We start from the raw sequence: 24,564 nt of genomic DNA, 5'->3' as shown, positions 1-24,564 counted from the left end.
GCTGACTGGATGAAAACCCGCGACCGTATCCTGGAATGCGCCCTGCAGCTGTTCAACCAGCAGGGCGAACCCAACGTCTCCACCCTGGAAATTGCCAACGAAATGGGCATCAGCCCAGGCAACCTGTATTACCACTTCCATGGCAAGGAACCCTTGGTATTGGGCCTTTTCGAGCGTTTCGAGGAAGCGCTGATGCCCTTGCTCGACCCTCCCCTGGATGTGCGCCTGGATGCCGAGGACTATTGGCTGTTCCTGCACTTGATCGTCGAGCGCATGTCACAGTACCGCTTCCTGTTCCAGGACCTGTCCAACCTGACCGGGCGCCTGCCCAAGCTGGCCCGTGGCATGCGCGGCCTGATCAATGCGCTCAAACGCACACTCGCGGCGCTGTTGGCCAGCCTCAAGGGCCAGGGGCTGGTAGAGAGTGAGACCCAGGCGCTGGGGCAACTGGTGGAGCAGATCACATTGACGCTGATGTTTTCGCTGGATTACCAGCGGGTGCTGGGGCGCGAGGCGGATGTGGGGATCGTGGTGTACCAGGTGATGATGCTGGTGGCGCCGCATCTGCAGGCGCAGGCACGGGCGGCGGCAGAGCAATTGGCGGTGCGCTATCTGGAAGGATAAACCTGCTGTTTCGGCGCAGAGGCCTTCGCGGGCATGCCCGCCCCCACAGGGCCTGCGCTGACCTGCTGATCGGCACTGTACCTGTGGGAGCGGGCAAGCCCGCGAAGAAGGCGACGCGGTATCAGATCAGGGTACCGGTGCCAGTCGGAGCCGACGGCGTGCTGCTTGCCGGGGCGGCGGCAGGTGCCGGTGCTGCGGTCGCGGCCGGTGCGGCGCTGGCCGCTGGAGCTGCAGGCTTCGCGGCTGCCGGTTTGGCCGGTGCCTTCTTCACTGCGGGTTTCTTCGCTGCCGCTGGTTTGGCTGCTGCCGGTTTCGCCGCAGGCTTGGCTGCCACGGGTTTGGCTGCTGGCTTGGCCGCAGGTTTGGCCGCCGCAATTTTAGCTGCAGGTTTTGCCGCCGCAGGCTTGGCCGCTGCGGCCTTGGCCAATGGCTTGGTTGCTGCCTTGCTCGCAGCCGGTTTGGCCGCGGCAGTGCGCGACGATATCGGCGTAACCGAAGCACCGGTCAGTTTCTCGATCTGCTTGGTCAGGCTATCCACCTGCTGATGCAGGGCCTTGATCTCGTTGCGGCTCGGCACGCCCAGGCGTGAGATGGCGCTGTTCAGACGCTTGTCGAAAGCCTCTTCGAGCTCGCTCCACTTGCCCAGCGCACGGTCCTTCACACCAGACACACGCGAAGTGGTCGATGATTTGGCGGATTCGGCTACTTCTTCAGCCGTCTTCTTCGCCTGCTTCTCGGCCTTCTCGCCATCTTTCACCAGCGTGTCGAACAGCTTCGGGCCGTCCTGGTCGATCTTCGAATAGATACCCAGCCCCGCCAGCCAGATCTTGCGGGAGTATTTCTCGATCCCGCCGACCCAGGAGCTGCCTTCTTTTTCGGTGTTCTTCTTGCCAGCCATCCTGCTCTCCTTATGGTTTGTGCGCGACGCGTTCAAGCAGTTCGTGCAGCTGTTCAAGCTTGATCGACAACGCCTCAACGTCATGTTTAGACGGAATGCCGAGGCGATTCAAGGCGCGCCCTACCCGTGCGTCGAAAGCTTTTTCGATCTTGTCGAGTTGAATCTCTACCTTGCCGCGTACGCGGCTGACTTCTTCAGCGGCTTCATCGATCTGGTTGTTGGCAGCATCGAGCTCTTTGTCGATACGTTTCTTGCCACGCTTCTCGACGCCTTCGCCGGCCTTGACCAGCTCCTGGAAATAATCGGAGCCTTCCTGGCCCACGCGCGCATAAGCGCCGATGCCAGCCAGCCAGATCTTGCGCGCGTAGCCGCGCACTTCGCCCAGCGTACCCAGGGCGTCGTCCTTTTTCTTCACAGTCACTTTGGCCATGCTCTGTACCTCATGCTCATGAGTGGAGGAGGAACCGCCCATGGAGGCTGGGCTTGAGCATAAGGTAGAGGCTGTAATTAGAATCTTCACCCTAAGATCGCCACGCTGACTTATCTACCGCCACTGCTTCAGGTTGGCGTTTCAGCATTCGGCTCCCTTTGACCGGAGCCACAAACCATGCCCCAATCACTGCCCCTGGCATACCTATCATTCAAGCAACAGGTAGCGCAGCAGTTCGCCAACCGCCCCAGCCTGCGCGAAGTCGTAGCCAGCGCAGGTTACGACGCACTCGTGGCACGCTACCCATGGACCCGCGAAAACCACCCAGAGCTGCGCTCCATAGCGGGCTTCAGCATCCTGCATAGCCTGGATGAAGAGCTACCTGCACAGCCAAGCAACTTGGTGGATACACTGCTCGAACATTTTCTCAGCGGCCAGCCCATGGCGCTCGAGCCCACGGATCAGCTCAGCCTGAACCCACCAACCGTCTTTCGCCCCCAGCATGTCGCGCCGGCCATCGATATTCGCATGGCCGACCTGAACACTGACTACGACGATGTGCTGGCAACCCTTTGCGAGACATTTCAGCAGGCACAGATCAGTTACTGGAACGGCCGCGACGGTGACTCGGACGTAACCCGCCTTCAGTGGATGCAACAGGTACTCAAGGCCGCACTGCTCGCCACGCTTGAGCACCAAGGCCTGGACAGTGATCAGAAGGCCTTGCTGTACACCCTGCTCGCTCGATCCCATACAACGGTAGACGTACAGGCTTTGCAGGTTTCGCTCGGCAACCCAGGCAACGTGGCCCATGAGGTGTTGCCGGACCTGCTCATCACGGGCAAAAAAGATGCACGCGATCTGGTTCTGTGGTGCAGCCCCTCCGGTACCGTGCGCGGTTTCAACGGGCTCAGCGCGTTCGCCGCCGCCCTGCGCGACGAGCTTTCCGAGCACCATGCGTTCGATACGATGACCTGGGCCTGCGTGGCATTGACCGAAGACCCGTTCGCCTATCAGGCCCGGCAATTGCTCAACGGCCTGCTGCAAAAGATTGACCGGGTGCAGCTTGGCACTATCGAGCAGGTTGTTGATCTGGAGCGCGTATTCAGCAAGCTGAGCGACCCCTCATCGATATTCCCGGCGAGCTTTCGTATCGAACGGTCGGCACCCTCGATCACGCTGCCTGACTGGCTTGAAAAGGCCACGGCAACTGACCGCTTCCAATACCACATGGCACTGCTGGAGCTAACGGCAGGGCACATGCTGGCACGCGGTGAAACCTCCCTGGACGGGATCGAAGACTTGCAGCACTACACGGCTCGCCGCCTGCGCGAGCAAATGCGTCATGACCACCCGAACCAGCCGCTTTGCGACCCTGACCAGGTGCGGATCACGATTTCACAAGTCGTGCAGGTGTCCTCCGTGGGGCCCGCGAAGCTTGAGTACCTGAAAACCATCAGCCTGACCGAGCTGGCCATCTCACGTTTGCCATTGGGTAGCGACCAGGTGGCTTCGGCGGTTCAACTGGCCGGGCAACAGCCGCCCGGCAGTTGGATGGACCTTGATTATGTCGATGCACTGATCACTGCCGTGGATGTCGGAGGCCAGTACCCGAAGTATGTCCACGACCAGTTGCAGACGGGTTCTGACAACGACGAACGTCGCCAGCGCTTTGCTGAAGAATGGCGTGTTGCGCTACTGCTTAGCGCGCTACAGGCCAAGATCACGGGGCAGTTGAACGAGCGCACCTGGCAGGCCGTTGCGGATTTTTGCCGCCGTGAAGCCCATGCCAGTACATCGCTGAAGATGGGGCCACTGTCATTGTGCAGCGTGCCGGGTGGCCCAAAGACCAACCTGGTGCATGGCATGTTCGTCATCGAAGTACCCGCAACTGGGGCCTGGATACTCTACCGGCCCTTGTTTGCCAGGCAGGCCATCAGGCAGTTCGACAGCCGCAGCCAATTGATGACGAGCATTCGGACCGAACACACCCTGCAGCAAGAAGTCCTTGACTGGCTGGATGACGATGCCCGCCCCATTTATGCCAATGATGGTTTCACCCACCCACACTTGCATGCTGGTCTCGCTGAACTGGCCCACCTGTTGGGACCTGGCCCTGGGCTGGCCGCTGATGCCCTCGAGCGCTTGCGAGCACCTGCCACATTGGCTTTCACGCCATGGTCAGGCGATGTGGACAGTTCGATGTACCAGGCCAGGGCGAGCGTTCTCCTGCTACTGGCCTCACGGCAGAGCCTCTCCAATGCCCAGCAACGCTGGGCTTTGGTCGTGCGGCTCGCATGGCTGGCGTTCAACACGGTCACGCCACTGCTGCGTGGGCCGGCAGGTCTGCTGGCTTGGCTGGTGGAAGCCCTGCTCGCCATCAAGGATGACCTGACAGCCTTGACCCAGGGTAGCGACGAAGAAAAGTTGCTCGCCGGTGCCGACATCCTGCTGAACCTGGCCATGCTGCTGGCCCACGGGCCCGGTACTGCCGAGCACGAAGCTGAACTGCCGCTTCAGCCCGAACCGCGCCGTGCTCGCAGCGCAATTGCACAGCAGCCGTCCGAACAGGAAACCTGGCAAGCTCCTGCCGAGCAGTCCCGGCCCGCACCAATCCACATCAGCCAATGGGGCCACGACCAACGGCTCGGCAACCTGCCCCGCGAAGCCCGTGCGGCGCTCGCCACCTTACGCGCCAAGATCAGCCTTAACGAGCAGACTGCGCTGGCCAGCGGCCGTCTGCGGGGCCTGTACAAGGTTGACGACCGCTACTACGTGAAATTGCAGGATGTCGCCTACGAGGTCGAAGAAAGTTGGAGCGGCGTACGCATCATCGGACCGCAGGTCAGTCACAGCGAATGGTCGCAGTCATGGGGTGCAACCCCTGACGGCTACTACATTGTCGGCCGCGAACGCAGCCGCGGCCCTTGGCTGACGCGCTGGAACGGTGAATGGATGCTCGACTTGCACCTGTCGGGCGGTATGCCGAGAACAGCCAAGGCACTGATCGACGAAAAAAAACAAGCGCTGAAGAAAATGCAGGAAGACCGAGCGGCGAATGACAAAAAGCTCACCAACACAGAAATATTCCTCGACGGCTATCTGCAACGGGTAAAGCCATATGACGAGGCATACCTGGCATTTCAGCGATCCCTCGATGCCTACCCCGACACAGCCCTCGACGACCTGCCGGAGGAGCTGCAAGCAAGGCGGCGGGCACTGCGCACGCTGCGCAACGAGTCACGTGCGAACTTTGATGTGCTCGCCCTCACCTACGAAAAACAGGCCGAGCTGATAAGTAATCAAGCGCAGCTCTTCGCCAGCATGAGTGACCCCAAATACGCCAGATTCGACCCCAACGCAGTGGCCTCCTTCGCCCGTGGGCAATGGTGGGAACAGTTGCTTACCGCCGACTTGCATCAGTTCCACCGACTGCTCGATATGAATGACTATGCCGCACTTAAAGACCAGTCACGTCGGCTCTTGCAGTTACCCTTCGGCCAGGAGCAGGCACAGCTGTACCTGGACTACAGCAAGAAGGTCGAAGCAGCACTGGCCACCCATAGACGCCTCTTCAACGTCAGCCAACGCCTTGACCACAACCTCAGCGAGGCACTGACAGATGGGCAGATCCAGTTCTCTGGCAAACGCAAGAAGCTCGATGTCATCATCAACAACCGGCGATATTCCACACTGATGGTCCGAGCTCAGATCCTGAGCGACCTGTATCAGTTGGTCGTGAGCAGAGATCAGCTAACTGCGGAGGACTTCGAAAGTGTCCTGCTCTCGCATAAAACCCTGCGTAACAAGCCACTGCACGAAGCGCTGCTTAGCCACGACAGCCTGGCTGCAGCCCAGCTGGCCCCAGAAGAACAGAAAGAGCCACTGGAAAGCGCGTTAGGCGAATACAAACTGTCACTGGGCAATGCCGAGTATTTGCTTTCACGCAACATTCCGGCGGTGAACAGCAGCAAACTCAACGAATACATCGCAGAGCTGAATGCACTGATAACCCTGACTGAGCGTGACTTGGCCGCCACTTCTGCCGCGGCCGATCTGCAGGAAACAGCGCTCGAACAGCCGCTGACCCACAAAGTGCGATCTGTGAAACGCAAGGTTATCCGCACCAGCCGGGGCAAATCAGTGGTGGTCGAAGAAACCAAGGACGGCGACGAAGCCGTGCAGGTCGACCCGTTGACCGAAAAAACGGTTGCGCGCTATCAGCAACAAGGTGATCACTGGGAAGCGGTGCCGCAAGCTGCGTCAGCACCCGACTACACGCGCTTGCGCCGCACCGGCGCCGACCTGCTGGCTCAGAAAGATACCAGGATCGCCCACGCCTCCCGCCACCTGGACGGGCCAAACAGCCTGGCGGACCAGCTTGATTTCTACATTCAGGACATGGCAGACATCGCCGACGCGTTGCGCGCCGGCCCGGACCAAGGGCATGCACTGGCCACCAGGCTGGACCTGGCAGTTACCGAAGTGCGGGCAGAAAAAAAGCGCCTCTTGACCACCGCCTACCTGGGCACTCAGCACCCGGACAGCAAGGCCCTGCATTTCCTCCTGGAGGCAAACGAAATCGAGGTCAAGCTCACCAGGGCCCGCAAAAGGCTCAAGGCCAATGACTTTCTGGATGTCTATGACGTTTATCGCCTGGAACCCAGGCAGAAGCTCTGGGAAGCGCATTTCCACTACACCAGCGCAAATGCCAACCCACGGCGCTTTGCCAAAGGCCATTTGAAGTTCCCGAACACCATGAGCCGCGAGGAGCGTTTGCAACGCGCACAGGCCCCGGCAGAGCGATACGAAATCTACCGGGGTGATCTGCGCCTCGAGCAGGTCGAGGACATCATCCCGTTCCCCGATAGCTGAAGGCCGCAGGCGTCAGGCCAGCGCCTTGTCCAGCGCCCGCTCGATTTCACCCTTGATGGTGGCGCTCATCATCGACAGCATCATGCCCAGCTTCAGTTCCACGCGGATGCTGTCATCAAAGATGTGCACACTGCCATTGGCGCCGCTGCGGGCCACATCGACCCGGTCACCGTTCCAGGTGGCCTTGAGGTCATATTCGCGGCTGAGCTTGTCGACCAGCGCTTCGGCCTTGGCGCGGGCGGCATCGCGGCCGAGGGAGTGTTTGCGTTCGACGCTGATCTGGGTCATGCGGGCATTCCTGAAGATGTAGACATAATTGGCATTATGCCCGCCCCTGCCCACTGGCACACCCCGCCAAGACAAATCCGCCCGTTCGCCCTAGAATGGCGGTAATTTTTTTCGGTGAAGCGATATGAACGACCAGCGCAAAGGCGACCACGCCGAACCCACCACTCATTTTGGCTACCAGGACGTGCCTGAAAGCCAGAAGGCGAAGAAAGTCGCCGAAGTGTTCCACTCGGTAGCCGCCAAGTACGACCTGATGAACGACGTGCTGTCCGGCGGCATGCACCGGCTGTGGAAGCGCTTTACCATCGAGCTGTCGGGTGTGCGCAGCGGCAACCGCGTACTGGACATTGCCGGCGGCACCGGTGACCTGGCGGCCAAGTTCTCGCGCCTGGTAGGCCCGACCGGGCAAGTGGTACTGGCCGACATCAACGATTCGATGCTCAAGGTTGGCCGTGACCGCCTGCTTGACCGTGGTGTGGCCGGCAACATCGAGTTCGTCCAGGCCGACGCCGAAAAGCTGCCGTTCCCGGACAACCACTTCGACTGCGTGACCATCGCCTTCGGCCTGCGCAACGTCACCCACAAAGACGAAGCCATCCGTTCGATGTTGCGCGTGCTCAAGCCCGGTGGCCGCCTGTTGATCCTGGAGTTCTCCAAGCCGACCAACAAGCTGATGTCCAGGGCCTACGACGCTTACTCGTTCGCCTTCATGCCGCTGGCCGGCAAGCTGATCACCAATGACGCCGAGAGCTACCGTTACCTCGCCGAGTCGATCCGCATGCACCCGGACCAGGAAACCCTCAAGAGCATGATGGTCGAGGCCGGCTTCGACCGCGTCACCTACCACAACATGACCAGCGGTATCGTTGCCGTACACCGGGGGATCAAGCCCTGATGCTGCTGGCCGGGCTGCTCGCCAGCGTCGAACATGGCCTGAACCGCGTCCTGCGCATGGACAGCACGGCCCTGCCGCGCCTGGCCGCGCTGGAAGGCAAGGTCATCGAGATCGACTGCCGCCAACCGGCCCTGCAGGTGTTCATCCTGCCCGATGAAGACGGCCTGATGCTCGCCGCCCACTGGGAGGGCGAAGTCGACTGCAGCCTGCGTGCCCCGGCTGGCAGCCTGGCGCAGCTGGCCCTGGCCAGGGACAAGACCGCTGTGCTGCACAGCCCGCAGGTCGAGCTGCATGGCGACAGTGCCGTACTGCTCGACCTGTTCGGCGTGCTGCAGGACCTGGAGCTGGACTGGGAGCACGAGCTGCAACGCTGGCTCGGCCCCGTCGCCACGGCCATGCTGGCCGGCCATATCCGCCTGCGTGCACGCTGGACCCGCCAAGGCCTGGCACGTTTCAGCCAGAACCTGTCCGAGTACCTGGCCGAAGAGTCCCGCACCCTGGTCGGCAAGCGCGAAGCCGAAGCCGCCTTCAGCGAACTCGATGCCCTGAAGCTCGATACAGAACGCCTCGAGGCGCGCCTCAAGCGCCTCTCCCGATCCCTTGATACCAGCGATAACGCATGAAGCTGCTCGCCGTCCGCCGTCTTTTTCGCATCCAGCGTGTGGTGATCCGCTACCGTCTCGATGACCTGTTGTTCGAACAGCCACTGCTGCCTTGGTGGCTGGCCAGCCTGCGCCTGCTGATGCCGTGGCGCTGGCTGCCCCGCAAGCCCACCGAACTCAGCCGTGGCGCGCGCCTGCGCCTGGCGCTGCAGGACCTGGGGCCGATCTTCATCAAGTTCGGCCAACTGCTGTCCACCCGCCGCGACCTGCTGCCCACCGACATCGCCGACGAGTTGATGCTGCTGCAGGACCGTGTGCCACCGTTCGACCCGCAAAAAGCCGTGGCGTTGATCGAGGAACAGCTCGGTGCAAAAGTCGGCGAGGTGTTCAGCCGCTTTGACGTCGAGCCACTGGCCTCGGCCTCGGTGGCCCAGGTACATGCCGCCCGCCTGAAAACCGGTGAAGAGGTGGTGGTCAAGGTGGTACGCCCGGGCCTGAAGCCGGTCATCGCCCAGGACTTGGCCTGGCTGTTCCTGATCGCCAAGGCCGCCGAGCGAGCCTCGGCCGATGCCCGTCGCCTGCACCCGGTGGAAATCGTCGGCGACTACGAAAAGACCATCTACGACGAACTCGACCTGCTGCGCGAGGCGGCCAACGCCAGCCAGCTGCGACGCAACTTCGAAGGCTCCGAGCTGATGTACGTGCCCCAGGTGTACTGGGACCTGTGCCGCCCCAAGGTGCTGGTAATGGAGCGCATCTACGGCGTACCGGTAACCGACATGGTCACCCTGGCCGACCAGCGCACCGACATGAAGCTGCTGGCCGAGCGTGGCGTGGAGGTGTTCTTCACCCAGGTGTTCCGCGACAGCTTCTTCCACGCCGACATGCACCCCGGCAACATCTTCGTCAGCACGGTCAAACCGTGGAGCCCGCAGTACATCGCCATCGACTGCGGCATCGTCGGCAGCCTGACCGCCGAGGACCAGGACTACCTGGCGCGCAACCTGATTGCCTTCTTCAAGCGTGATTACCGCCGCGTCGCCCAGTTGCACATCGATTCGGGCTGGGTGCCGGCGCACACCAAGGTCAACGAGTTCGAAGCGGCGATCCGCACCGTGTGCGAGCCGATCTTCGAAAAACCGTTAAAGGATATTTCCTTCGGCCAGGTGCTGATGCGCCTGTTCCAGACCGCGCGGCGCTTCAACATGGAAGTACAACCGCAGCTGGTACTGCTGCAGAAGACCCTGCTCAACATCGAAGGGCTGGGCCGCCAGCTGTACCCTGACCTGGACCTGTGGAGCACCGCCAAACCGTTCCTTGAACGCTGGATGCGCGATCGCTACAGCCCAAAGGCCGTGTTCGGCAACATTCATGGGCAGGTCGAGCAGTTGCCGCACCTGGCCAACATGGCCCGCGACCTGCTCGAACGCCTGTCGCAGCCGCACCTGAACGACCCGCAACTGCCGGAGCGTCGCCGCCAGGGTGACCGCTGGGCACTGCGCCTGCTGGGTGCCGGCCTGCTCGGCGGTGGTGCGGTATTGGCCGCAGGCGCCGCCGAGGCCGCGAGCCTGGCCGCCCCTGCTGCCTGGCCGGCCTGGCTGATGCTGGCCGCCGGCCTTTACCTGATCGTGCGCCAATAGCCAGCCGCGCCCGTGGCTGGCACACTAGCGCAAAGGGCCCGGTACAGGAGCGGGCCCGCTTTGGAGTCGACGATGAAAGACTGGCTGGACGAGATCAAGTGGAACAGCGATGGCCTGGTACCGGCGATCGCCCAGGACCACAAGACCGGACGCGTGCTGATGATGGCCTGGATGAACCGTGAATCGCTGGCCCTGACCGCCACCGAGCAACGCGCCATCTACTGGTCGCGTTCGCGCGGCAAGCTGTGGCGCAAAGGCGAGGAATCCGGGCACGTGCAAAAGCTGCATGAGCTGCGCCTGGACTGCGACGCCGACGTGATCATCCTGATGGTCGAGCAACTGGGCCATATCGCCTGCCATACCGGCCGTGAAAGCTGCTTCTACCGCGTGTATGAAGACGGCCAGTGGAAAATCGTCGACCCGGTCCTGAAGGACCCGGATGCCATCTACAGCGCAGGACACTGACATGAGCGACACCCTCAACCGCCTGGCCGAAGTGCTTGAAGAACGCAAGCACGCGGCGCCTGACAGCTCCTATGTGGCCAGCCTGTACCACAAGGGCCTGAACAAGATTCTCGAAAAGCTCGGCGAAGAGTCGGTCGAAACGATCATTGCTGCCAAGGATGCCGAGCACAGCAAGGATTACAGCGATGTCATCTACGAAACCGCCGACCTGTGGTTTCATAGCCTGGTGATGCTCAGCGCACTGGGCCAGCATCCACAAGCCGTACTCGATGAGCTGGAGCGCCGTTTCGGGCTTTCCGGGCACGATGAAAAGGCCGCGCGTCAGCCCTCGGCTTGAGCACAAAGCATTCTAGGAGAGCACCATGGGTATTTTTGACTGGAAACACTGGATCGTCCTGTTGGTCGTCGTGGTCCTGGTGTTCGGCACCAAGAAGCTGAAAAACTTCGGCAGCGACCTGGGCGAATCGATCAAGGGCTTCCGCAAGGCCATGAACGAAGAAGAGACCAAGCCAGCCGAGCAAACGCCGCCGCCTGCCCAGCCCGTGCCACCGGTGCAAAACACCGCGCAGCCGCAGCAAGGCCACACCATCGATGGCCAGGCCCAACCGGTCCAAGAGCCGCAGCGGAAAGACTGACCCATGTTCGGCATCAGTTTCAGCGAGCTGCTGCTCGTAGGCCTGGTCGCCCTGCTGGTGCTCGGCCCCGAGCGCTTGCCGGGTGCCGCACGCACGGCAGGGCTGTGGATCGGCCGGCTCAAGCGCAGCTTCAACAGCATCAAGATGGAAGTGGAGCGCGAGATCGGCGCTGACGACATCCGCCGGCAGCTGCACAACGAGCACATCCTGCAGATGGAAGAGGAAGCCAAGCGCATCCTCAACCCGCTGACGCCACCCGCGCAGCCGCCGGTAACCACGGCCAGCGTGCAGCCGCCTGCCGGGCTCGAAGCCAGGCCGGTCGAAGCACCTGCCGCCCCGGTCGCACCTTCTGAACCGCCTCAACCGCCGCGAGCCCCATGAGCGAGAATCCGGAACACGACCAGCCTATGCCGCTGGTTTCGCACCTGACCGAACTGCGCACCCGCCTGCTGCGCTGCGTTGCCGTCATTTTCCTGATCTTTGCCGGGCTGTTCTCCTTCGCCCAGCAGATCTACACCCTGGTCTCGGCGCCTCTGCGCGACCATTTGCCGGCCAACGCGACGATGATCGCCACCGACGTGGCCTCGCCGTTCCTCACGCCGTTCAAGCTGACCATGATCGTGTCGCTGTTCCTGGCCATCCCGTTCATTCTCCAGCAGATCTGGGGCTTTATCGCGCCAGGGCTGTACCGCCATGAAAAACGCATTGCCATTCCACTGCTGGTGTCGAGCATTCTGTTGTTCTACGCCGGTATGGCCTTTGCCTATTTCCTGGTGTTCCCGCTGATGTTCAAGTTCTTTGCCGCCGCCACCCCGGCAGGCGTGGCAATGATGACCGACATCGCCAACTACCTCGACTTCGTGATGACGCTGTTCTTCGCCTTTGGCGTTGCCTTCGAAATCCCGGTGGCGGTGGTGCTGCTGGTGTGGATCGGCGTGGTCGACGTGAAGTACCTGAAGAAGATCCGCCCCTACGTGATCATCGGCTGTTTCGTGGTCGGCATGGTCCTCACCCCGCCGGACATCTTCTCCCAGACTTTGCTGGCCGTGCCCATGTGGCTGCTGTTCGAGGTCGGTGTGCTGTGCGGCAGCCTGATCCGCAAGCGTAGTGCCCACGACGAAGAAGCCAACGACCACAACGACCAGCCACCTGCGACCCAACCGTGAACCTGTTGCTTCTTGAAGAGGCCGACTTCGTCTCGGCCGACCGCGTCGTTCTCGCCGACCGACGCTTCATCCACATGCAGGAAATCCATCGCGTGGCGGTGGGTGACAACCTGCGCGTGGGCCGCATCAACGGCCTGATGGGCAAAGCCACGGTGCTGCGCCTGGAAAAGCACGAAGCCGAACTTGAAGTAGCCTTCGACCAGCCACCACCGGCCAAGCTGCCATTAACCCTCATATTGGCGGTGCCGCGGCCCAAAATGCTGCGGCGGCTGTTCCAGACCGTGGCCACCCTCGGCGTATCACGGCTGATCCTGGTAAACAGCTACAAGGTCGAGAAAAGCTTCTGGCAAACGCCTTTCCTGCAGCCCGAGAGCATTCGCGAAAACCTGATCCTCGGCCTGGAACAGGCGCGGGACACGGTGCTGCCCGAGGTGATCATCGAGAAACGTTTCAAGCCTTTCGTCGAAGATCGGCTACCCGCCATCGCCACTGGCACCCTGGGCCTGGTCGGCCACCCCGGCCCCTACCCCGCCTGCCCGCGTGCCGTGGAGCAAGCCGTAACCCTGGCCATTGGCCCCGAGGGCGGCTGGATCCCCTACGAAATCGAGCTGCTGGGCAAGGCTGGGCTGGCACCGGTGCAACTGGGTGATCGCATCCTACGGGTAGAGACCGCCGTCACCGCGCTGCTTTCGCGTATTTTCTGACGTAAACGCCCCTTTTTCACCCATCAAGTTTCCCTCCCCGGGGCCGATGGCCTTGGCAACACAACAACTATTTGTGCTGCCAAGCCGCCGGGGAGTCGTACATGTATCAATGGTTAGCCCAATCGCTGGGCAATGTGAGCGTCAATCGCAAATTGGGGCTGGGCTTCGGCCTGGTGCTGCTGTTGACCTTGGCCATTACCCTGGCCGGCTGGCACGGCATGGACAGCATCATCGACCGTGGCGACAAGCTGGGTAACATCTCGGTCATCCAGCAGTACACCCAGGAACTGCGCATTGCCCGCCAGCATTACGAGCGCCGCAGTGATGATGCGTCGGTGGCCGAGCTGGAAAAAGCCCTGGCCAACCTCGACCGCCAGGTGCAGCTGATGCTCGGGCAGATCGAACACCCCGCCGACCGCCAGCGCCTGGAGCAGCAGCGTGAGGCTGTGCGCATCTACCAGCAGGCATTCAACGAGCTGAAGCAGGCCGGCCAGCGCCGCGAGGCCAGCCGTAGTGTGCTTGGCGACAGCGCCGACAAGGCCGCAGAGCTGATCGGCCGCGTGCAGCGGGGCCTGCTGCAAGGTGGCGATATCAACCAGTACCAGCACGCTGTGGAGGTGAGCGCCCTGCTCCAGCAAGCCCGCTTCCAGGTGCGTGGCTACACCTACAGCGGCAATGCCGAGTTCCAGCAAACGGCGCTGAAGGCCATCGACCAGGCCCTGGCCGAGCTGCGCGCATTGCCGGCCAAAGTGTCGGCCGAACATGCCGCCGGCCTCGACGATGCTGCCACTGCCATGGGCGGCTACCGCGATGCGGTCACCCAGTTCGGCAATGCCCAGGCCGCCAGCGAGCAGGCCCTGCAGCACATGGCCGAGCAAGGTACGCTGCTGCTGCAGACCAGCCAGGCGATGACCACATCGCAGACCGAGGTACGTGACGCAGGCGCAGCCCAGGCCAAGACCCTGCTCGCCGTGGCCACGGTGCTGGCCCTAGCCCTCGGCCTGCTGGCCGCCTGGGCCATTACCCGGCAGATCATCATCCCCCTGCGCCAAACCTTGCGCGCCGCCGAGCGCGTGGCCAGTGGCGACCTGACCCAGAACCTGCAAGTGCAACGTCGCGACGAACTGGGCCAGTTGCAGGCCAGCATGCAGCGCATGACCCAAGGCTTGCGGGAACTGATCGGCGGCATTGGCGACGGCGTCACGCAGATCGCCAGCGCTGCCGAGCAACTGTCGGCCGTCACCGAGCAGACCAGCGCCGGGGTCAACAACCAGAAGGTCGAAACCGACCAAGTGGCGACTGCCATGAACCAGATGACGGCCACCGTGCACGAAGTAGCGCGCAATGCCGAACAGGCCTCGGAAGCCGCCTTGATGGCCGACCAGCAGGCCCGTGAAGGCGACCGGGTGGTGGGCGAAGCGGTGGCGCAGATCGAGCGCCTGGCGGGCGAAGTGATCAACTCCAGCGAAGCGATGAACCAGCTCAAGGCCGAAAGCGACAAAATCGGCAGCGTGCTCGACGTGATCAAGTCGGTGGCCCAGCAAACCAACCTGCTGGCCCTCAACGCGGCGATCGAAGCCGCCCGCGCCGGTGAGGCCGGGCGTGGCTTTGCCGTGGTGGCCGACGAAGTGCGCAGCCTGGCCCAACGCACCCAGCAGTCGACTGAAGAGATCGAAGAGCTGATTGCCGGCCTGCAAAGCGGCACCCAACGGGTGGCCAGCGTGATGGACAACAGCCGCCAACTGACCGACAGCAGCGTCGAGCTGACCCGCCGCGCCGGCAGCTCGCTGGAAACCATCACCCGTACCGTGTCGTCGATTCAGGCGATGAACCAGCAGATTGCCACGGCGGCAGAGGAACAGACAGCCGTGGCCGAGGAGATCAACCGCAGCGTGATGAATGTGCGGGATATTTCTGACCAGACCTCGGCGGCCAGCGAAGAGACGGCCAGCTCCAGCGTTGAGCTGGCGCGGCTGGGGACCCACCTGCAGGGGTTGGTGGGGCGGTTCAAGCTCTGAGCTGAGAGGTGGTTCGCCTGTACAGGCGAACCATCCTACATGCAGCAGTGAAATTTCCTACCTGATTATCAGGTCAAGTCCTACAACTCCGCTGCCGATTGGCAGGGATGTGATGCCGGCAATACGCCTGCATGCATTTTCCCAATCGCTCGGAGATTCCCCATGCTCGGCTACCTCAACCGCAAGCTCGGCAACATCAGTGTCGCTGCCAAGCTGGCCCTCGGCTTCGCCGTGGTCCTGCTACTCACCCTGGCCACCACACTCAGTGGCTGGCGCGCCCTGGATGGCGCGATCGTGCGCTCGCAGCAGCTCGGCGAAATAAACCTGATCAACGACCTGGGCAAAGACCTGCGCGCAGAACGCATCACCTACCGCGTGCTCAGCGACGACACCAGCAAGACGCGCATGACCGGCATCTACGACCAGCTCGAAAACCTCCTGACCACGTTGCAGCATCGCAGCAGCATCGATGAATCACGGCAGTTGCTGGCTAAAGACCTGGCACTGTTGCAGCGCATGCGCAGCGACTTCAGCGAACTGCAGCAATACGTCGCCAAGCGTACTGGCTTGCGTAAGGCCATGCAGATACAGGAGCAGAAACTCAACGAGGCGATCGACGAACTGCAAACCCAGGCTTTACTGAAGATGCCTGCAGACAGCCAGCAAAACGGTGTACTGGGGCTGATGGACACCCTCACCCGGCATGTCGACGGGGCCAACCAGCAAAGCCTGGTGCCGGCCTATACCTTCGATCCGGTCGAGGATTTCGCCAAAGTCGGCGACAACGCCCTGGATGCCGCCAACAGTAGCCTCGGGCAACTGCTTGCAGGCCTTGCGCCGCTGGGCTTGCCACGCGCAGTCAGCGAGCAGCCTGGTGTCGAGCTGGCCAAGTACCGCGCCAGCCTTGAGCAGTACCGCCACGCCGCCGTACGTGTCGAGCAGTTGCAGAACAACCTGGACATCATGGGCACCGAGCTGCGGGCGACGAGCCTCGAACTGGGCAAACGCAAGGTCGAACAACGCGACAGTGAGGCCCTGGCCGCCCGCTCGCTGCTGACCAGCGTGGCGCTGATGGCACTGGTGGTAGGGGTATTGGCCGCCTGGCTGATCACCGTGCAGATCACCCAACCGTTGCGCCAGACACTCGCCGTGGCCGCGCGTATCGCCAAGGGTGACCTGAGCCAGGTTGACGCAGTGCACCGCCGCGACGAAATGGGCCAGCTGCAAACCAGCATGCGCCAGATGACCTTGAGCCTGCGCGAACTGATCGGTGGCATCGACCAGGGTGTCGGCCAACTGTCACAGGCCGCCACTCAGTTGGCGGCCAGTAGCGAGGACACCAAGCTGCGCATCAACCAACAGCGCGAAGAGACCGACCAAGTGGCCACCGCCATGAACCAGATGAGCGCCACCGTGCAGGAAGTGGCACAGAACGCCGAGCAGGCCTCGCTGGCCGCGAGCAACGCCGACCAGCAGGCACAACTGGGCGACCGAGTGGTGGCAGAGGCCATCGGCCGTATCGAACAACTGGCCGGGCAGATGGACCATTGCCTGGCGGCCATGCAACACCTGGCGGGCGAGAGCCAGCGCATTGGCAGCATCCTCGACGTGATCAAGTCGGTTTCCGAACAGACCAACCTGCTGGCCCTGAACGCGGCGATCGAAGCTGCACGGGCGGGAGAAGCCGGGCGTGGCTTTGCCGTGGTGGCCGATGAAGTGCGCGGCCTGGCCCAGCGCACCTCGACGGCGACCGAGGAGATTGGCCAGTTGATCGACAGCCTGCACAACGGTACCGACGAAGTGACCCGCCTGCTGGACAGCAGCAAGAGCCTGACCGAGCAAAGCGTGGAGCTGAGCCGCAAGGCCGGGCAGGCGTTGGGCCAGATAACCGATACGGTGTCGAGCATTCAGGGCATGAACCAGCAAATCGCCACGGCCAGTGAAGAACAGAGCGTGGTGGCCGAGCAGATCAACCGCAGTGTGATCAACGTGCGGGATGTGTCGGATCAGACCAGTGCGGCCAGTGAACAGACGGCGGCTTCGAGCGGGGAGCTGGAGCAGCTGGGGCAGCAGTTGCGGGGGATGGTGGGGCGGTTCAACATCTGAAATTGCTGGGGGGCGCAAAGCGCCCCCCATGCGGTTACAGCACCTGGCGCAGGAAGGCCTGCGCACGCGGGTCTTTCGGGGCGGCGAAGAACGCGGCCGGGGCCGAATCCTCCAGCAGCTTGCCATGATCGAAGAACAGCACACGGTCGGCCACTTCGCGGGCAAAGCCCATTTCGTGGGTGACGCAGACCATGGTCATGCCTTCCTGGGCCAAGGTCTTCATCACGTCCAGTACCTCGCCGACCATTTCCGGGTCGAGCGCCGAGGTTGGTTCGTCGAACAGCATCACTTTCGGGTCCATCGCCAGCGCTCGGGCAATCGCTACGCGCTGCTGCTGCCCGCCAGAAAGCCGAGACGGGAACTCGTTGGCCTTTTGCGCAATGCCGACCTTTTCCAGCAGCGCCCGGGCCTTGGCTTCGCGGTCAGCCTTGTTGCGCTTGCGCACCACCTTCTGCGCCAGGCACAGGTTTTCCAGCACGGTCATGTGCGGGAACAGGTTGAAGTGCTGGAACACCATGCCGACTTCGCGGCGGTAGGCGTTGATGTCGGTCTTGGGGTCGGCCAGCTGCAGACCGTCGATGGCCACATGGCCCTGGTCGAAATGCTCCAGGCCGTTGAGGCAACGCAGGAAGGTCGACTTGCCCGACCCCGACGGGCCGAGCACTACCACCACTTCGCCCTTGGCGACCTGGGTGGTGACGTTATCCACAGCCCGTACCACCTGGCCACGGGTGTCGAAGACTTTCAGCAGGTCACGGACTTCAATCACTTTGCGCAAGCCTCCGCTCGAGCCGACTGGCAATGTGCGACAGCGGCAGGTTGATCAGCAGGTACAGGCCTGCCACGCAGAACCAGATTTCGAAGGTAGAGAACGAGGTGGTGATAGCCTCACGGCCACTCTTGGTCAGCTCGGTGATGGCGATTACCGACACCAGCGAAGTGTCCTTGACCAGGCTGATGAACTGGCCGGCCAGCGGTGGCAGCACACGTTTGAACGCCTGCGGCAAGATGACGTGGCGCATCGACTGGCCAGCGTTCAGGCCCAGGGAACGAGCTGCTTCATTCTGGCCCTTGGCGATCGACTGCACGCCGGCACGGACAATTTCGGCCACGTAGGCGCCAGTGAACAGCGCCAGCGCCGCCACCCCGGCAAATTCCCGGGACAGGTTGAGCACAGTGCCGATGAAGAAGTAGAAGATGAAGATCTGCACCAGCAGCGGCGTGCCGCGCACCAGTTCGACATAAACGGTCGACAGGTCGCGCAGGGTGGGGTTGTTGGACAACCGGCACAAGCCAGCGAACAGGCCGATCACCAGGCCCAGTGCCCCGGACACCACCGAGATCCACAAGGTGGTCCAAAGGCCCCAGGCCAGCGGGCCCGCTGCCCAATGCCGGGTTACACCAATCGGGTCGCCTTCGGCGACATCGTCGCCACGGCTCAGCTGCAGGCTGTCCTTGGCCACATCGAGCACTTGCTCGGCACCGCTCTCGTCCTTCAGCGTGACGCGAGCGTTATCGCCGGAGATGACGATTTCCTGCACGGTGCCGTAATTGGCAGCGCGCTGTGTTTCCTCGGCCTTGTAGGCAAAGTACTGCGGTACGCGGTTCCAGCGCCACTCGTAGGAAATCATCGAAGTGGCCATGTACAGGCTGAGCGCCAGGCCCACCAGGACCAGGGCGGTCAGCCCGTGCCAGGGCCACTGGGCTTTCTTGTGTTTGATCACGTGGGGTACTTCCGTAAATGCGAACGCGCAGGGTTTGCCTGCGCGTCGGGGTCATAAAGCCGGGCTTTTGGCCTGGGCCTTATTCCATTTCCTTCAGCCAGTCCTTGTTCTTGAACCACTTGTCGTGGATACGATCGTAGGTCCCGTCATGCTTGATCTGGTGCAGGAAGTTGTTGATGAAGTTGATGCTGTCGTAGTCGCCTTTCTTCAGGCCGAAGGCCAGCGGCTCGTAGGTGAAGGGCTCTTCGAGGAACAGCAGCTTGCCGGCGCCGGCTTTTTCCACGGCAACCACGTTGTATGGGGCGTCATAGACGAAGGCATCGGCCTTGCCGTTGACCACGTCCATCACCGCTTCCTGCTCGTTGTCGTAGCCGTGGTACTTGGCTTTGCCGATCAACTTCTTGGAAACCATTTCGCCGGTGGTGCCCAGCTTGGACGTCAGGCGGTACTTCTCGTTGTTCAGGTCCTTGTACGACTTGATCTCGCCAGCCAGCTCTTTGCGGATCAGCAGGGTCTGACCAACCACGATGAAGGGTTCGCTGAAGTTCAGGCGCAGGTTGCGCTCCTGGGTCAGGGTCATGCCGCTGCCGATCATGTCGAACTTGTCGGTCAGCAGGGCCGGGATGATGCCGTCATAGGCGGTGGACACTGCCTCGAACTTGACGCCCATCGACTTGGCCATGGCTTTGAGGATATCGACTTCGAAGCCGATGATCTCGCCACGCTTGTTGGTCATCTGGAACGGCATGTAGGTCGGGTCCATGCCCACCCGCAAGGTGCCGCGCTTGACCGCGTCATCGATGGCGCCCGCCTGGGCCGCTGTCACGGCGACCAGGGCGGTAACACCGACCAACAGTCGCGAAAGGTATTTCTTGATCATCACCAAGTCCCCTAGCAAGAAAAGTAGCGAATCTTATTGTTGGCACGGCCGTGCAGGCCGATGAGTCGTATCGGAGAGGGATGCTAACGCATGGCGGCCCGGGGACCTAGAGCTGGGGGGGACTTTGTTGGCCAAAATCGGTTATGCAGGGACATTGCTGGCGAGGGCTTCCGCTCCTACAGAGGAATGTATATCCCTGTAGGAGCGGCCTTGTGTCGCGAATGGGCCGCAAAGCGGCCCCAAGATCTATCAGGCGCCGGCGAGTACTGGTTGGCCTTCACTCTCCGGATGCAACGGCAACAGCGGCGAGTGCGGGTCGTTTTTGATGGAAGCACGCCACACATCGATCCACGCCGCATTGTGCTCGGCCCACACTTGCTCATGCAGGCGAGTCAGCGCCACGGGGTCACTGAGCAGAGCCAGACGGGTATTGAGGTCCAGCCCTTTCGGCCCGACCTCCATCGCCTTGGCCACGCGCTCGGCACGCAGTGCTTCGATCGGCGCCGCCTGGCCGTGACGGGCAGTGGCCATGGCGCAGGCCAGGGCGTTCTGCCGCGGGTCGACCACTGCCCGCACGAAGCCATCATGCAGGGCATGCCAGCGGTTTTCGTGGGTGTACTGGTCGGTAGCCAGCAGCTCTTGCGGGGTGGCGTATTCCTCGGGGATGAGGAACAGCTTCTCATCCTTGGCCGCCAGGCCCAGGCGGGTGCGGCTGGAAATTACCGACACCGGGATCGACAGCACCAGCGAACCGACGATAGGCGCCAGCCACCACAGGAAGCTTGGGTTCAACCACGCCACCAGCGCGGCCCAGGCAATACCCAGCAGTGTTTGTGGGCCGTGGCGACGCACCGCTTCGCTCCACGGCGTGGAGTCGTCGTCACGCTGCGGCGAGTTCCAGGTCGCGGCCCAGCCGAGGAACGCGGCCAGCACGAAGCGGGTGTGGAAGATCATGCGTACCGGTGCCAGCAGCATGGAGAACAGCATCTCCATCAGCATCGACAAGGTAACCTTGATCCGCCCGCCGAACTCGACGGCGCCCTTGGCCCAGATCAGGATGACACTGAGCAGCTTGGGCAGGAACAGCAGCACGATGGTGGTGGAGAACAGCGCCACGGCCTTTTCCGGGTGCCACTGCGGCCACAGCGGGTAAAGCTGGTACGGCTCGATGAAATACTGCGGCTCCATCAGCGTGTTGGTCGCCAGCAGCGCAGTCGACAGCACCAGGAACAGGAACCACAACGGTGCCGACAGGTACGACATGACCCCGGTGAGGAACACCGCACGGTGTACCGGGTGCATGCCCTTGACCAGGAACAGGCGGAAGTTCATCAGGTTGCCGTGGCACCAGCGGCGGTCGCGCTTGAGCTCGTCGAGCAGGTTCGGCGGCAGTTCTTCGTAGCTGCCCGGCAGGTCGTAGGCGATCCACACGCCCCAGCCGGCGCGGCGCATCAGCGCGGCTTCGACGAAGTCGTGGGAAAGGATGGCACCGGCGAACGCGCCCTTACCCGGCAACGGCGCCAGGGCGCAGTGCTCGATGAACGGCTTCATGCGGATGATCGCGTTGTGGCCCCAGTAGTGCGACTCGCCCAGCTGCCAGAAGTGCAGGCCAGCGGTGAACAGCGGGCCGTACACGCGGGTGGCGAACTGCTGCATGCGTGCATACAGGGTGTCCATGCCCGAGGCTTTTGGCCCGGTCTGGATGATGCCGGCGTCCGGGTTGGCCTCCATCAGGCGCACCAGGCTGCTCAGGCACTCGCCGCTCATGACGCTGTCGGCGTCGAGCACGACCATGTACTTGTACTCGCCACCCCAGCGACGGCAGAAGTCGTCGAGGTTGCCGCTCTTGCGCTTCACCCGGCGCCGACGGCGGCGGTAGAAGATGCGGCCAAAGCCTTTGGTTTCGCGGCACACGTCCAGCCAGGCCTGTTGCTCCGCCACGGCAATGTCGGTGTCGTTGGTGTCGCTGAGCACGAAGAAGTCGAAGCGGTCGAGGTTGCCGCTGGCGGCCACCGACTCGAACGTTGCGCGCAGGCCGGCGAACACGCGCGGCACGTCTTCGTTGCAGATCGGCATCACCAACGCGGTACGCGCCTCGGGTGCAATCGGCTCGTTGCCGGCGCTACTGCCCGAAATCTTGTATTTGTCGCGCCCGGTGAGCAGCTCGAGGAAGCCCATCAGTGCGGTCCAGAAGCCCGCCGATACCCAGCAGAACAGGATGCCGAAGAGGATCAGGATGGAGGTTTGCAAGGCATACGGCCACACCTGCACGACGGTGTCCCACAGCGACTGACTGAGGATTTCGTCGAGGTCGACGAACGACCAGCCCTGGTACGGCAGGATGCCCTTCATGTACCAACCGGCGACGATGGTCTGGCCGATCATCAGGGCCAGCAGGATGTAACGGCGGATCGACCCGACCGTGCGCCAGCGTGCCGGCGGCAGCTCGCGCTTGGGTGGCTGCGGCGCGTTGGGACGGCCGGTCATGCGCCGCCACATGCGGATCAGCACGTTGGTGCGCCACGGCTCGGGCACGACCTTGGTGCGTTTGATCGGCGGGGCGATCTTCAGGCACAGGCGGCCGCTGCCATCGACACCGAGCATTTCGGCATCTTCCAGCTCGGCAGCACTGCCCACGGTCAAACGTGGACCGACCGAGGCCTGTACGGCCTCGGCAGGGCCGGCGGCCGGGTCGGCCGCCAGACGTTGGTGCAGCTCACTGAACGACGAGCAACTGGCGAGTTCCGCCCGTTGCTCGTCACTCAGTGGCAGGTGAGCCAGGTACTCGCCAAGCGATACTGGCCTTGCGTTTGAGTTACTCATCGGCAGGCAACTGATAGCTCCAGGTCTCGGTCAGCACCTTCTCGGTGGTGGCCGGGGCCCCGTTGGTGGGCGCCGCATCGGCGGCAGGTTGTTCGGCCTTGGCAGGTTGCTCGGCCTTCACGGCTTTCTCGGCCTTGGCATGTTTGGCTGCGGCCTTGTCCTGCTTGGCGTCCTGGGCAGGCTTGGCGGGCTCGACCGGCACATCACGCACCAGCGCGGCACGCATTTCGGTCGACTTGTTGGCTTCCTTGACCTTCAGACGCAGGGTCAGGCGCCAGCCCTTGGTCTCAGGGTTATAGCGCAGATTGTTTTCGACCACCTCGGCGTTGTCGTCAACGCTGATCTGGCTGCGCACGGCGGTATCTTCCGGCAAGGCGGCCAAGGCGGGGCCTGTGAAATCGACCAGGAAGGCCACGCTGCCGTCTGGCTGGCGGATCAGGTTGGACTGCTTGACGTCACCGGTGGAGCGCAGGGTCTGCTTGACCGAGCCCAGATCAGGCGCCTGGAATTTCGCCTCGTCGATGGTCCAGTGCAGGCGGTAGGCGTACTCGATCGGCTTGCCTGGCTCTGGCAGCTTCTCCGGGCTCCAGAAAGCTACGATGTTGTCGTTGGTTTCGTCGGCAGTCGGGATTTCGACCAGGTCGACGGTGCCCTTGCCCCAGTCACCCTTTGGCTCGATCCAGGCGCTTGGGCGCTTCTGGTAGTTGTCGTCGAGGTCTTCGAAGTCGCTGAAGGCACGCTGACGCTGCATCAAGCCGAAACCACGCGGGTTCTCGACGCTGAAGTTGCTCACGGCGAGGTGTTTCGGGTTGTTCAGCGGGCGCCACAGCCACTCGCCATTGCCGGCGTGAATCGACAGGCCTTCGGAGTCGTGCAGGGCCGGGCGGTAGTTGAGCACTTTGGACGGCTGGTTGGGGCCGAACAGGTACATGCTGGTCAGCGGGGCAATGCCCAGGCGGCTGACCTGGTCACGCAGGAACACGCGGGACTGCACGTCGACCACGGTATCGTTGCCTGGGCGCAGGGTCAGCTTGTAGGCACCGGTGGAGCGCGGCGAGTCCAGCAAGGCGTAGATCACCAGGTGCTTGTCGGCCGGCTTGGGTTTCTCGACCCAGAACTCGGTGAAGCGCGGGAACTCTTCGCCCGATGGCAGTGCAGTGTCGATGGCCAGGCCACGGGCCGACAGGCCGTACACATGGCCCTTGCCGACCACGCGGAAATAGCTGGCGCCAAGCAGGGTCATGATCTCGTCCTGCTTGTCGGCCTTGTTGATCGGGTACAGCACGCGGAAGCCGGCGTAACCAAGGTTCTTGGTGGTTTCCGGGTCGTGCGGCACGTCACCGAACTCGAAGCGGCTCGGGTCGTACTTGATTTCCTCGACCTTGGAGGCGGTGACTTCGTTGATTTTCACCGGGGTGTCGAAGTGCATGCCCTGGTGATAGAACGACAGTTTGAACGGGGTCTTGTCCTTGGCCCACTCGGCCTTTTCCTGCAGGAAATGGATTTTCTGGTAGTCCGCGAACTTCATGTCGCGGAACACCGCAGGCAGGTTGCTTTTTGGTGCGTCGTACTTCTGGCCGGCCAGATCCTTTGCCTTGGCTGCAACATCGTCAAGATTGAATGCCCACAGCTGGCCCGCGCTCATCAGGCCGACCAGTGCCACACTGGCCATCAGGGCCTTGCGTAGACGCACGCCGGGGATTCTTGATGCTTTTTGGGGACTAACAATCACGAGCAACCCTCGCCGAAAACAGATCATGAAACCAACGGCCAGCGACAAATGCCGGGTTG

General features: G+C 62.5%; 21 protein-coding genes. 13 read left to right on the top strand and 8 right to left on the bottom strand.

The window, feature by feature from the left end; genetic code table 11:
- Positions 1-9 precede the first annotated feature (9 nt).
- Positions 10-624 carry a TetR/AcrR family transcriptional regulator gene (locus Q9451_RS01545; protein WP_345960885.1) on the top strand — a complete coding sequence of 205 codons (615 nt, stop codon included), beginning with the start codon at positions 10-12 and terminating at the stop codon, positions 622-624.
- 121 nt (positions 625-745) lie between these two features.
- On the opposite strand, the gene Q9451_RS01540 is transcribed toward Q9451_RS01545, so the two are convergent.
- The gene (locus Q9451_RS01540) at positions 746-1,522 is read right to left on the bottom strand and encodes a phasin family protein (RefSeq protein WP_012274564.1); all 777 of its coding nucleotides are present in this window, start codon (positions 1,520-1,522) and stop codon (positions 746-748) included.
- Between the two features lie 10 nt (positions 1,523-1,532).
- On the bottom strand, positions 1,533-1,952 hold the full coding sequence (locus Q9451_RS01535) for a phasin family protein (protein WP_012274565.1): 420 nt from the start codon (positions 1,950-1,952) through the stop codon (positions 1,533-1,535).
- Between the two features lie 177 nt (positions 1,953-2,129).
- On the opposite strand from Q9451_RS01535, the gene Q9451_RS01530 reads away from it, so the two are divergent.
- Positions 2,130-6,827 (top strand): DUF6543 domain-containing protein, encoded by a 4,698-nt coding sequence (locus tag Q9451_RS01530; RefSeq protein ID WP_012274566.1) that lies wholly within the window; start codon positions 2,130-2,132, stop codon positions 6,825-6,827.
- A 12-nt stretch (positions 6,828-6,839) separates the two neighbouring features.
- Here Q9451_RS01530 and Q9451_RS01525 read toward each other — a convergent pair whose 3' ends face one another.
- A complete protein-coding gene (locus Q9451_RS01525) occupies positions 6,840-7,115 on the bottom strand; it encodes a polyhydroxyalkanoic acid system family protein (RefSeq protein WP_012274567.1) in 276 nt (91 codons plus the stop codon).
- A gap of 124 nt (positions 7,116-7,239) precedes the next feature.
- On the opposite strand from Q9451_RS01525, the gene ubiE reads away from it, so the two are divergent.
- From ubiE to Q9451_RS01470, 11 genes are all read left to right on the top strand, one after another.
- Positions 7,240-8,010 (top strand): bifunctional demethylmenaquinone methyltransferase/2-methoxy-6-polyprenyl-1,4-benzoquinol methylase UbiE, encoded by a 771-nt coding sequence (gene ubiE / locus Q9451_RS01520; protein WP_012274568.1) that lies wholly within the window; start codon positions 7,240-7,242, stop codon positions 8,008-8,010.
- On the top strand, positions 8,010-8,633 hold the full coding sequence (locus tag Q9451_RS01515) for an SCP2 sterol-binding domain-containing protein (RefSeq protein WP_012274569.1): 624 nt from the start codon (positions 8,010-8,012) through the stop codon (positions 8,631-8,633). The genes ubiE and Q9451_RS01515 overlap by 1 nt, the downstream gene beginning before the upstream one ends.
- Positions 8,630-10,252 carry a ubiquinone biosynthesis regulatory protein kinase UbiB gene (ubiB, locus tag Q9451_RS01510; RefSeq protein ID WP_012274570.1) on the top strand — a complete coding sequence of 541 codons (1,623 nt, stop codon included), beginning with the start codon at positions 8,630-8,632 and terminating at the stop codon, positions 10,250-10,252. The genes Q9451_RS01515 and ubiB overlap by 4 nt, the downstream gene beginning before the upstream one ends.
- Positions 10,253-10,324: 72 nt before the next feature.
- A complete protein-coding gene (gene hisI / locus Q9451_RS01505) occupies positions 10,325-10,717 on the top strand; it encodes a phosphoribosyl-AMP cyclohydrolase (RefSeq protein ID WP_012274571.1) in 393 nt (130 codons plus the stop codon).
- 1 nt (position 10,718) lies between these two features.
- Entirely contained in the window at positions 10,719-11,054 is a 336-nt protein-coding gene (locus Q9451_RS01500) for a phosphoribosyl-ATP diphosphatase (protein WP_012274572.1), read from the top strand.
- 25 nt (positions 11,055-11,079) lie between these two features.
- Positions 11,080-11,352 carry a twin-arginine translocase TatA/TatE family subunit gene (locus Q9451_RS01495; protein WP_012274573.1) on the top strand — a complete coding sequence of 91 codons (273 nt, stop codon included), beginning with the start codon at positions 11,080-11,082 and terminating at the stop codon, positions 11,350-11,352.
- Positions 11,353-11,355: 3 nt separating this feature from the next.
- Positions 11,356-11,733: a Sec-independent protein translocase protein TatB gene (gene tatB, locus Q9451_RS01490; protein WP_012274574.1), complete on the top strand. Its 378-nt coding sequence runs from the start codon at positions 11,356-11,358 to the stop codon at positions 11,731-11,733.
- Positions 11,730-12,518: a twin-arginine translocase subunit TatC gene (gene tatC / locus Q9451_RS01485; protein ID WP_012274575.1), complete on the top strand. Its 789-nt coding sequence runs from the start codon at positions 11,730-11,732 to the stop codon at positions 12,516-12,518. Before tatB ends, tatC begins: the two co-directional genes overlap by 4 nt.
- Positions 12,515-13,222 carry a 16S rRNA (uracil(1498)-N(3))-methyltransferase gene (locus Q9451_RS01480; protein WP_012274576.1) on the top strand — a complete coding sequence of 236 codons (708 nt, stop codon included), beginning with the start codon at positions 12,515-12,517 and terminating at the stop codon, positions 13,220-13,222. Before tatC ends, Q9451_RS01480 begins: the two co-directional genes overlap by 4 nt.
- A 101-nt stretch (positions 13,223-13,323) precedes the next feature.
- Complete coding sequence (locus Q9451_RS01475; protein ID WP_012274577.1) at positions 13,324-15,240, top strand: methyl-accepting chemotaxis protein; 1,917 nt, start codon at positions 13,324-13,326, stop codon at positions 15,238-15,240.
- A 162-nt stretch (positions 15,241-15,402) separates the two neighbouring features.
- The gene (locus tag Q9451_RS01470) at positions 15,403-17,346 is read left to right on the top strand and encodes a methyl-accepting chemotaxis protein (protein WP_012274578.1); all 1,944 of its coding nucleotides are present in this window, start codon (positions 15,403-15,405) and stop codon (positions 17,344-17,346) included.
- A 34-nt stretch (positions 17,347-17,380) separates the two neighbouring features.
- Here Q9451_RS01470 and Q9451_RS01465 read toward each other — a convergent pair whose 3' ends face one another.
- The 5 genes from Q9451_RS01465 to Q9451_RS01445 all read right to left on the bottom strand — a co-directional run bounded on the left by Q9451_RS01465 (position 17,381) and on the right by Q9451_RS01445 (position 24,505).
- A complete protein-coding gene (locus Q9451_RS01465) occupies positions 17,381-18,115 on the bottom strand; it encodes an amino acid ABC transporter ATP-binding protein (RefSeq protein ID WP_003249271.1) in 735 nt (244 codons plus the stop codon).
- The gene (locus tag Q9451_RS01460) at positions 18,108-19,070 is read right to left on the bottom strand and encodes an amino acid ABC transporter permease (RefSeq protein WP_012274579.1); all 963 of its coding nucleotides are present in this window, start codon (positions 19,068-19,070) and stop codon (positions 18,108-18,110) included. The genes Q9451_RS01465 and Q9451_RS01460 overlap by 8 nt, the downstream gene beginning before the upstream one ends.
- 79 nt (positions 19,071-19,149) lie before the next feature.
- Positions 19,150-19,947: a transporter substrate-binding domain-containing protein gene (locus Q9451_RS01455; protein WP_025752328.1), complete on the bottom strand. Its 798-nt coding sequence runs from the start codon at positions 19,945-19,947 to the stop codon at positions 19,150-19,152.
- Between the two features lie 252 nt (positions 19,948-20,199).
- A complete protein-coding gene (gene mdoH, locus Q9451_RS01450; protein ID WP_012274581.1) occupies positions 20,200-22,773 on the bottom strand; it encodes a glucans biosynthesis glucosyltransferase MdoH in 2,574 nt (857 codons plus the stop codon).
- Complete coding sequence (locus Q9451_RS01445; protein ID WP_209976282.1) at positions 22,766-24,505, bottom strand: glucan biosynthesis protein G; 1,740 nt, start codon at positions 24,503-24,505, stop codon at positions 22,766-22,768. The genes mdoH and Q9451_RS01445 overlap by 8 nt, the downstream gene beginning before the upstream one ends.
- Positions 24,506-24,564: the final 59 nt, after the last annotated feature.

Source organism: Pseudomonas sp. NY8896, assembly GCF_039634505.1.
Note: the sequence above shows the minus strand (reverse complement) of the source record. Positions and strands in the feature narration are given on the sequence as shown.